The 8226-nt window shown below is 50.2% G+C and carries 6 protein-coding genes; 3 read left to right on the top strand and 3 right to left on the bottom strand.

Annotation, left to right across the window (positions count from 1 at the left end; genetic code table 11):
* Window positions 1–230: 230 nt before the first annotated feature.
* The gene (locus KME12_24715) at window positions 231–746 is read left to right on the top strand and encodes a hypothetical protein (protein MBW4490980.1); all 516 of its coding nucleotides are present in this window, start codon (window positions 231–233) and stop codon (window positions 744–746) included.
* 157 nt (window positions 747–903) lie between these two features.
* Here the strand turns inward: KME12_24715 and KME12_24710 are convergent, their stop codons facing one another.
* From KME12_24710 to prfC, 3 genes are all read right to left on the bottom strand, one after another.
* Complete coding sequence (locus KME12_24710; protein MBW4490979.1) at window positions 904–1377, bottom strand: RNA-binding protein; 474 nt, start codon at window positions 1375–1377, stop codon at window positions 904–906.
* Between the two features lie 673 nt (window positions 1378–2050).
* On the bottom strand, window positions 2051–4495 hold the full coding sequence (locus KME12_24705) for a M48 family metalloprotease (protein ID MBW4490978.1): 2445 nt from the start codon (window positions 4493–4495) through the stop codon (window positions 2051–2053).
* 36 nt (window positions 4496–4531) lie between these two features.
* A complete protein-coding gene (prfC, locus tag KME12_24700; protein ID MBW4490977.1) occupies window positions 4532–6181 on the bottom strand; it encodes a peptide chain release factor 3 in 1650 nt (549 codons plus the stop codon).
* A 263-nt stretch (window positions 6182–6444) separates the two neighbouring features.
* Between prfC and KME12_24695 the strand changes: the two genes are divergently transcribed.
* Both KME12_24695 and KME12_24690 read left to right on the top strand, forming a co-directional pair.
* Complete coding sequence (locus KME12_24695) at window positions 6445–6780, top strand: DUF4870 domain-containing protein (protein ID MBW4490976.1); 336 nt, start codon at window positions 6445–6447, stop codon at window positions 6778–6780.
* A gap of 137 nt (window positions 6781–6917) precedes the next feature.
* Entirely contained in the window at window positions 6918–8111 is a 1194-nt protein-coding gene (locus KME12_24690) for a lysophospholipase (protein ID MBW4490975.1), read from the top strand.
* Window positions 8112–8226: the final 115 nt, after the last annotated feature.

The following is an 8226-nucleotide window of genomic DNA, read 5'->3' as shown; positions in this document are numbered from 1 at the left end:
ATAGAAGCCCGTGGTCTATCGGGTGTTGAAATTGCGAGTGGAGCCGAGGTGTCGGGGGTATTGGAAACAATATCTAGACAACTGGCTATGAAGCTCGAAAGTCTCAAGAGCGATCCTGAGAAGCCCGTGCTGTACTCGTAGAGTCAGCGCTGGGAGAAGTCACACTGGAGACAGAATAGTGAACAGCGATTTCTCTAGAAATTGCCGCACCCATTGCAGCGAGGCCGATCATGGAACTAAGAACCGTTTGGCAGTACGGCAGCAACAGCCCTGAAAACAGTAATCACTTTGCCACCATTAGTCAGTGGTGGCAAAACCTCAATGGCAAAGAGATTCTTTGGCAACAACGGTTGATGCCTGCAACTGCGGAGGCAGCCAACCTCAACTGGGAGCCCCAGCGCTTTGACGAAAAGTTTTTATTCGTGAATCCTGCCATTCGTGGCATCACTCTCTATTGGCAAAAACCGGATTCCCCTCAAGAGCGCAGTACCACAGTTCATAAACTGGAATTAGACCAATTGCATCAGCGGCTCTACATTTTCCCGCAGTCGCAAAAAGAAGTGGTGATTCGAGTCGAGTTGCCGCAGGTTGCTTTTCAGACAGTAACTATGAAAAATCCTCAGTGGCAAGTAGCCCCCAGCGGAGATAACTACTTACTGACACTACGAGACGATCGCCAAAAAGTGGTAGTACAAGTCACCCTTGACTCAGCTCAGATGAGTCAGCTCAAGCAACAACTGCCTTAGACATTGCCTAAATACAACACAACTACCGAAGCAAAAACTAGGGCTTCCCAGCTTTAGCTTCGGTAGCTTTTTAGTTGTGACGGGTGATTCGTAAATCTCACCTGTCTTTAATCCTGAAACACGATGGCTGTGAGATGGATAGCTACCGCACGCGGCTTTAGTTAGTCGCTTGAGCCGCCAAAAGTTGCTTTAACTTTTCTAGGTCTTGAGCCCAACGTGGATCAGGTTGGACAGCATCACTATCGATTGAGGTGGTAGCTGCCACTCTCCGCGATTTATTGTTGTTGCTGCTGTTACCCTTGCTGCGACGGCTAGCGGTGGGGGGAGCGCTAGGGCTAACATCGCTGCTGCTTTCTTCACCCTGCTCGTCACCCTTACCTTTGGCACGAGGCAATGCTTTCTCAATTTTTAGAGCACAGTCCTTGAGCATGAAGCCGTTGTACTTTTCAATAATTTCATCGGCTTGCTCATCGGTTTTGACAGTCACAAAACCGAAACCACGACACTTGCCTGTTTTGCGGTCAGTGATAACCTTGGTAGAGACAGAATCGCCCGCTTCAGCAAATACTGCTGCTAGCTCTTGACGCTCCACTTCTTTTGGTAAATTGCCCACATATAGACGGATAGACATGAAAGATACCTCCAGACATCGGTTCAGATAAACTTGCTTGAAAGCATTAATCTCACACATTTGGCGAGAGATTGCCTTGATAGACGACTCTACTAATAGCTACGCCTTGTACTCCCCTCGCTAACATCGAAAACACAGCTCTCGCCTCAAAAAAGCTGTCCAGTACCCTTCATCCAATGCTGTGCACTCCCAAAAAGAGCAAGTTGAACTTCATTATGGTTGTGGGTTTTTAATTATGACTGGAGGCCTATGTTCGAGTATTTTCTGTTTAAACTGCTTTTCCAGGATTTCTATGCCATTCATTAAGGTATCACGGCCTTAGATACGCAGCTAGGTAAAATCGTAAGTTTCAGACTTGAGCCAGATCTTTGTCGGTAGAGCGGCACAGCAAGCTTTGAATATACCAATAGATTGACGCAACACGAACGTATGTTTCTAGTCTGTTGCAATAAAAACCAGCCGATGGCTACGGCTGGTCGAGCTTGCTGTGTTGGGAGGAAGAAAACCTGACACCAAGACGGTTTGCTGTAAAAACTGCCATTGTTAAGGGCTGAGCCACGTCTTCGGTAAATCGGATCTCTCTGTAAAGAAATGTAACATAAGCTTCGAGATTAGTACAGCTTTCCTTCACATAGATTCAGATGGCAGCAAAAAAATCAATAAGTAAATGTTACTAGTATCCGCCAATAAACAACAGAATATAAGTACCTACACAGGCGGCTATCCCAGCTAGCAAGGTAGACCAAATTGGATGGTTGCTAGAACTGGTTTTGCCACCTAGGGTTCGTAGAGTTTCTAGATCAATCCAGGGAGTGGCACCGCGATGGAACCAACCTTTAGCGGTTACGGTTTGATGAACCAAGTCACGAGGGTGCGGCGATCGCGCCCAAAATGCCCCCAGCGGCCCTACAGCTGAAATGTGATGGAGCGGTACTAATCCAGTTTCCGTTTGCAGGATTAAGCTTTGGCTCAACCAATTAGCTAGCCCGGTACGACCCAACAATTTGCCTTGGAGTTGCACAGGTTTACTGTCGATGGGTAGAAGCGCGGAATTAACGATCAGCGCGGAGAGTGGAGGGGTGACTCGGAGCGCAGTTGGGGTGATGTCTGGAAAGAAGGGATTGATGCGAATAAAAATTCCTAAGCTTAAGCCCAACGGTAGACAACCAATGAGTACGGCCCAATCTCCTACCAACCAAAATAGATTCCAAAAACCCAAGAACTCACCGATCGCAGCAATCAACCAAATTCCCAGTCCGATCGCGACTCCTAGCACAAGGCCCCAGAACGGAGCACCTTGGAGGGCTAGGCGTTGTCCATAGCGAGCTAGCCATTGCCGCCACGTTAGTTTAGGCGTAGAGACTTGACTGGAACTGGCAAAGTTTAGCTCAGAGTCGAGTCGCCAGTGACGAGCGTAAGAACTCAGGAGTTGCAGGCGATCGCCGAATAAAGGATGAGATTGGTTGATATTGAGCCAATGGCGGTAGGGGTTGGTGCGGTCCCACTCTAGAAGTGCCTCAAAGGAAACAGCGGGGTAGAAGCTACCGACTGTCAGCGCGGTTTTGTAATCGAGAGGTGCTAAAAAATTAAAGCCTTCGAGGACATAGCTGGTTTGTTGTTGCTGTTGCACATCTTGAGCTACCCCGATCGCGGTTTTGAGTAAGGCTCTGGTAAGGCCGTTAGGATTGCCAGTAAATTCAGCGGCTAAGCGATCGCTGTAGTAGAGCCGCTGACGAGACAGCCACAACAGCGGCCAGCGGAGTAGCCAATAGATGCCATAGTTAAGGCTGGAAAAGGCAGCAATGATGTAGACCAGCACCGTGAAGAGGTAAAACAAGGCCGTATTTTGTCGCTGTGCTTGCTTTCTACGAGCTTCCAAGCGATCGCCCCAATTTGCTACCTGCCAATACAGGGTGTAGGGAATTTGCAGCAGCAGCACTGCCCAGGACATCACGGCAAAATCCCAATGGGCAATGTGAGCAATTTCTCCGGTGTAGATGGCGGCAATTTCGTCGTCTGTTAGTTGTTCCAGCAGCCCTTGACTGACAGCAATGCGGGCAAAGCGGGGCAGAGAGCCATAGGTGAGAGCGATGGGAGCGGCAGTTGGCAAAACTCTTAAGGCTGGAGCTGGAAGATTTTTCTGCCGAGACAGACGGCTCAATACTCTAGTCGCTTCTGGGCTATAGGTGGCTAAAGTCGCGGTTGATAGGGGTTGCAAGCCATATAAAAACTTGAGTAGCGCATCCATCAGCCAAGGCAGCAAGGCTAACATCAGCCCCGCTCCCAGGATAAAAATGACAGTTGGATCGCGGTAGAGCAGTTGGATCGGCTGGACAAACGGTAGCTTAACCAACAGCCAGTTGGTAGCTCGCATAGAGAAGCGTAGGATAAATAATGCCAAGGCCAAAAAGGCGATCGCGCTACCTGCTTGCAAGAGCCAAAAACGGGTGAGTTTTAGTTTGCTCAGCGGTTGCCACTTTTGCGCCCGACCTGCTTGTTTCCACTCATGAGGTTCTGTTGACGCTGCTGAGGTCACTAAAACTGGATCTGGATTTTCATTGCCCCCAGAAAACGTTTCAGTGGGTGGTGTAGAGGTAGAGGCAGCCGTAGGTTGCGATCGTGGTTGACTAACTGAAGCGGTTTGAGGACGCAGCTTACTAGTTCGAGCAGTTTTGCGAGTGGGAGCGGTATCAAGCGGGACAAATCCAGCGCCGCTAGCATCAGAGATTGTAGATGGAGCCTCGGGTGCTGCTGAGGTGGAGGGTGGCAACTCAGCAGATGATCCAACTGCGGGATAGCGTTGGATGAAACTAGCTAACGTTTTTTCGGCCCAAGCTTTTGCCTGAGGGTTAGGCGTTTGGGTGAGGGTTTGGCAGAGGGCGATCGCTTGCTGAGTCAGACCTTGACGCTCATAAGCGGTTACTAACCCAATCTGAGCTTGCAAGCTAGTTGGGGTATTGGGTGGAGGTGGCGCAACCTGATTAGGAGAAAAGTTGGCACAACGCTCTAGCAGAGAGATGGCGGTGAGGTAATCTCCCTGCTTTAGGGCAGTTAAGCCTGCTTTCAGCGTCGCGTTGGTAGATGGCTGGTTAGATGCAGAAGGGTCGGAACTAGACATACAGATGCTGCTGCCATAATCCGCTCCAACATAACATCAAGTGGAGATAGGTTCTTGCCCAGAAACTACGGGAGCGATCGTGCTTAATTTTAACTCCGGGTGCTCCCCCTCTACTTGCTGGCAATTCCACTCATTGCGGAAGAGCAACACAGGACGGCCCCAAGAATCTTTCACCGTGACCGTATTAAACAAGCGACCCACTTTTTGCAAAGCGTCCCAGCCTCCCGTCACCCAACGAGCCACACTGTAAGGTAGAAGTTCTATCTGGGTTTCCACGTTGTACTCATTTTGCAATCGGAACTGCACCACTTCAAATTGCAGTTGCCCTACTGCCGCTAAGATCGGGTCACGCTTGGCTTCATCCGCCGAAAACATGATCTGCACCGCTCCTTCTTCGCGCAGCTCCGACACACCTTTGTGGAACTGCTTAAACTTAGAGGGGTTGGGGTTTTTCAGGTAAGCGAAGAGTTCGGGTGAGAAACAAGGAATCCCTGCGTACTCTAGCTTCTGGCCCAGATAAATCGTGTCTCCGATCGCAAACGCTCCAGGGTTGTTGAGACCGATCACATCACCGGGGTAAGCCGCATCGATCGATTCGCGTTCTTGAGCAAATAGCTTTTGGGGACGCGACAGACGCACCGTTTTGCCAGAACGGGCATGGTTCACGGTCATATCTTTTTCAAACTTGCCAGAGCAGACCCGCACAAAGGCGATGCGATCGCGGTGTCTGGGGTCCATGTTGGCTTGCAACTTGAAGACAAAACCCGAAAACTCTGGATAGGTAGGCTCCACCTCACCCACCGTACTGTGATGAGGCCCAGGCTTGAGGGCGTAGTCCAAGAAAGCATTCAAGAACGGCTCCACCCCAAAGTTGGTCATAGCGCTGCCAAAGAACACGGGCGTCATTTTGCCTTGGTGTACCAGCTCTAAATCTAGCTCTGGCCCTACCCCCTCAATCACTTCTAGATCTTCTTTGAGTTGGTAGTAGAGTTCTTGTTCTAGTAGCTCTTCAATTCGGGGGTCGCCCAAATCTACGGTGGTTACACTGGCCTCTCGGCTACCGTGAGCACTGCGCTCGAATAGGTGGATTTTTTGCTCCCGTCGATCAAACACGCCTCGGAAGCGATCGCCCATCCCGATCGGCCAGTTGACCGCGTAGGTTTGCAAGCCCAGTTCTTGCTCAATTTCATCCAGCAGTTCTAGCGGTTCGCGTCCAGGGCGATCGAGCTTGTTGATAAAGGTAAAAATAGGCAGCGATCGCAGCTTGCAAACTTCAAACAGCTTGCGAGTCTGCGGTTCCAAACCTTTGGCTGCATCGACTAGCATCACGGCATTGTCAGCAGCGGCTAGGGTGCGATAGGTGTCTTCACTAAAGTCTTGGTGTCCTGGTGTGTCCAGCAGGTTGATGTGACAGTCTTTGTAGGCAAACTGCAACACTGTCGAGGTGATCGAAATCCCCCGCTGTTGCTCCATTTCCATCCAGTCTGAGGTGGCCTTGCGCTGAGCACGTCGGGCCTTGACCGCTCCCGCCTCGTGAATCGCACCTCCATACAGCAACAACTTCTCGGTCAGAGTGGTTTTGCCCGCGTCTGGGTGAGAGATAATCGCAAAATTGCGACGACGTTCAATCTCTGTCTCCAACTCAACTTGAAGCGATTTGTCGAGGGCAAGGGAATCAGTGGACATGCCGAAACCTGACTGGGTAAATCTGTAAAGCAACTCATCAACGCTAAATTGCTAAATTCAACGTTGCCTTTAAACTTGATGATAGCGACAAAAGCTACGCCTGCGGAAACCCTTTCCCACTTGAAGATGAGGAGATACCCACCAAAAGCAGCCGGATTTCCCTATCTATGTCATACTTTCAGGCAAAGATTGGCTAGGTATGATTAAAGCAATTGCCCTCATTGCAATCGCAAAAACCTTAACTCCGTGAGGGAGAAACTAGGATGTACGACACGGATAAGCGGAAATTATTATCGGCAGTAGCGCATGCTTCGATCTTTTTTAGCGCTGCGTTGGTATCGATTGGTGTGCCGATCGCGATTTTGTTTGTTTCTGATGACCCTGTAGTCAAGGAAAACGCCAAGGAAGCTATTAACTTTCACCTTAATATTTGGCTCTGGGGAGTCATTATTGGTATTCTCTCCTGGATCTTGATCGGCCTGCTCTTGGTACCGTTCTACTTCCTGGCTCACTGGGGATTGGCGATTTGGGCGATCGTCACTTCGCTGAGCAACACTGACCACGCATTCCGCTATCCCTTCATCTTCCGATTGGTCTAGGGTACTGTGGCAACCCTTGAGGATTTGGCAGAGGTGCGCTCTCAAACCTCTGGGTTCAGCTAAATCGTTGGTGAAATTTCCTGACTCCATCCACTTCTCTCTGTCAAAGGTAAGGGAAGGTGTGATGGAGTTACTTTATGGGCGATCTTTGTCTGTTGGTTGCTGATGTCTTAGTGAAGAGCCAGTTAGCCAAAACCGCAGCACCAGAAATACCTCAGATTGGCTACCTATTTGCAGCAGACGATTTAACCAAAGCTCAGACGGTTGCTTTAGCTTCACCCCAGGTCACTACCGGAGTCGAATTTGGTGCCCCAGAATTTAGTCAACCCGAATGTCAGCCTCAACGGGCAACTCAGGTAGGGGCAGCTCAGGTGGGGGCGGCTCAGGTGGGGGCGGCTCAGGTGGGAGCGATCGCACCTAGCCAACAATTTGCGACTGAAATCCGCGCTCAAGAAGACAATCTGATCACCTCTCTTCTGAATGACCAGCGCGATAGTAGGCAGGTGGCTAAAGTTAGTCCTGCTTTGATTCCTAACTTCACTGATATACCGCAGGTTCAAGCTTTGGCTCCGCGATCGGGTAATCAGCTTTATCGCCAAAGACTAGAAGCGCTAAGAGCAGGCACCCTCTACACTCGCCTTGCCAGTGATAGCTTTTACTCAGCTTGGTCTCAAGCACAGGCTAAACCCAGCTACACCCAGTGGAAGCAACTGCTAGAGCTAGAAGCAAGAGCGGTAGCACGAGGCCAAGGAGACAATCGCCTCTCGGTAGTTGTGGGAGACTCACTCAGCCTTTGGTTTCCTTCACAACGTTTACCAGAAGGCCAACTGTGGCTAAATCAGGGGATTTCGGGTGACACCACAGCGGGCATTCTTCAAAGACTTTCAGCGTTTGCCCAAACTCGCCCTGACACCATTTATGTGATGGCTGGCATTAATGATCTGCGTCGAGGCCATAGCGACCAACGAATTCTGAGCAATTTGCGCCAAATTATGCGACAGCTCCATCAGAAGCATCCGGGAGCTGAGGTGGTGGTGCAGTCCATTTTGCCAACTCGCTATGCTGCCATTCCCAGTAGTCGAATTCGGGCTTTGAATCAGCGCATTGCCGCGATCGCCCAACAGGAAAAAGTAAGTTTTCTAGATCTGTACCCCTATTTCACTGACACCCAAGACCACCTGAATCGCGCCTTGACCACCGATGGCTTGCACTTGAATCCGCGTGGTTATCAAGTTTGGCAAGTCGCCCTCCAGCAAACCGAATCTCAGCTCAAAATTGCTCGCTATCAAGGCTTAACGGCTGCGGTTACCTCTGGATCGGCTGTGAGGTAACGTCTTCAAGAGCGATCGTCTCTGAAGTTCCTCGGAGTAGAAACGTTACAGGTGAAATAGTCGGGTGAGGCTAAGCGACTCGAAATCGTAGAATAGCTTCAACCTGTGCAACTCC

Source organism: Trichocoleus desertorum ATA4-8-CV12 (assembly GCA_019358975.1).
GTDB lineage: Bacteria > Cyanobacteriota > Cyanobacteriia > FACHB-46 > FACHB-46 > Trichocoleus > Trichocoleus desertorum_A.
Note: the sequence above shows the minus strand (reverse complement) of the source record. Positions and strands in the feature narration are given on the sequence as shown.

What these genes read in the sequence shown, in the direction of transcription:
- KME12_24695 (MBW4490976.1), top strand. Translation starts at nt 6,445, where the DNA reads ATGTACGACACGGATAAGCGGAAATTATTATCGGCAGTAGCGCATGCT.
- KME12_24690 (MBW4490975.1), top strand. Translation starts at nt 6,918, where the DNA reads ATGGGCGATCTTTGTCTGTTGGTTGCTGATGTCTTAGTGAAGAGCCAG.
- prfC (MBW4490977.1), bottom strand. Translation starts at nt 6,181, where the DNA reads ATGTCCACTGATTCCCTTGCCCTCGACAAATCGCTTCAAGTTGAGTTG.
- KME12_24715 (MBW4490980.1), top strand. Translation starts at nt 231, where the DNA reads ATGGAACTAAGAACCGTTTGGCAGTACGGCAGCAACAGCCCTGAAAAC.
- KME12_24705 (MBW4490978.1), bottom strand. Translation starts at nt 4,495, where the DNA reads ATGTCTAGTTCCGACCCTTCTGCATCTAACCAGCCATCTACCAACGCG.
- KME12_24710 (MBW4490979.1), bottom strand. Translation starts at nt 1,377, where the DNA reads ATGTCTATCCGTCTATATGTGGGCAATTTACCAAAAGAAGTGGAGCGT.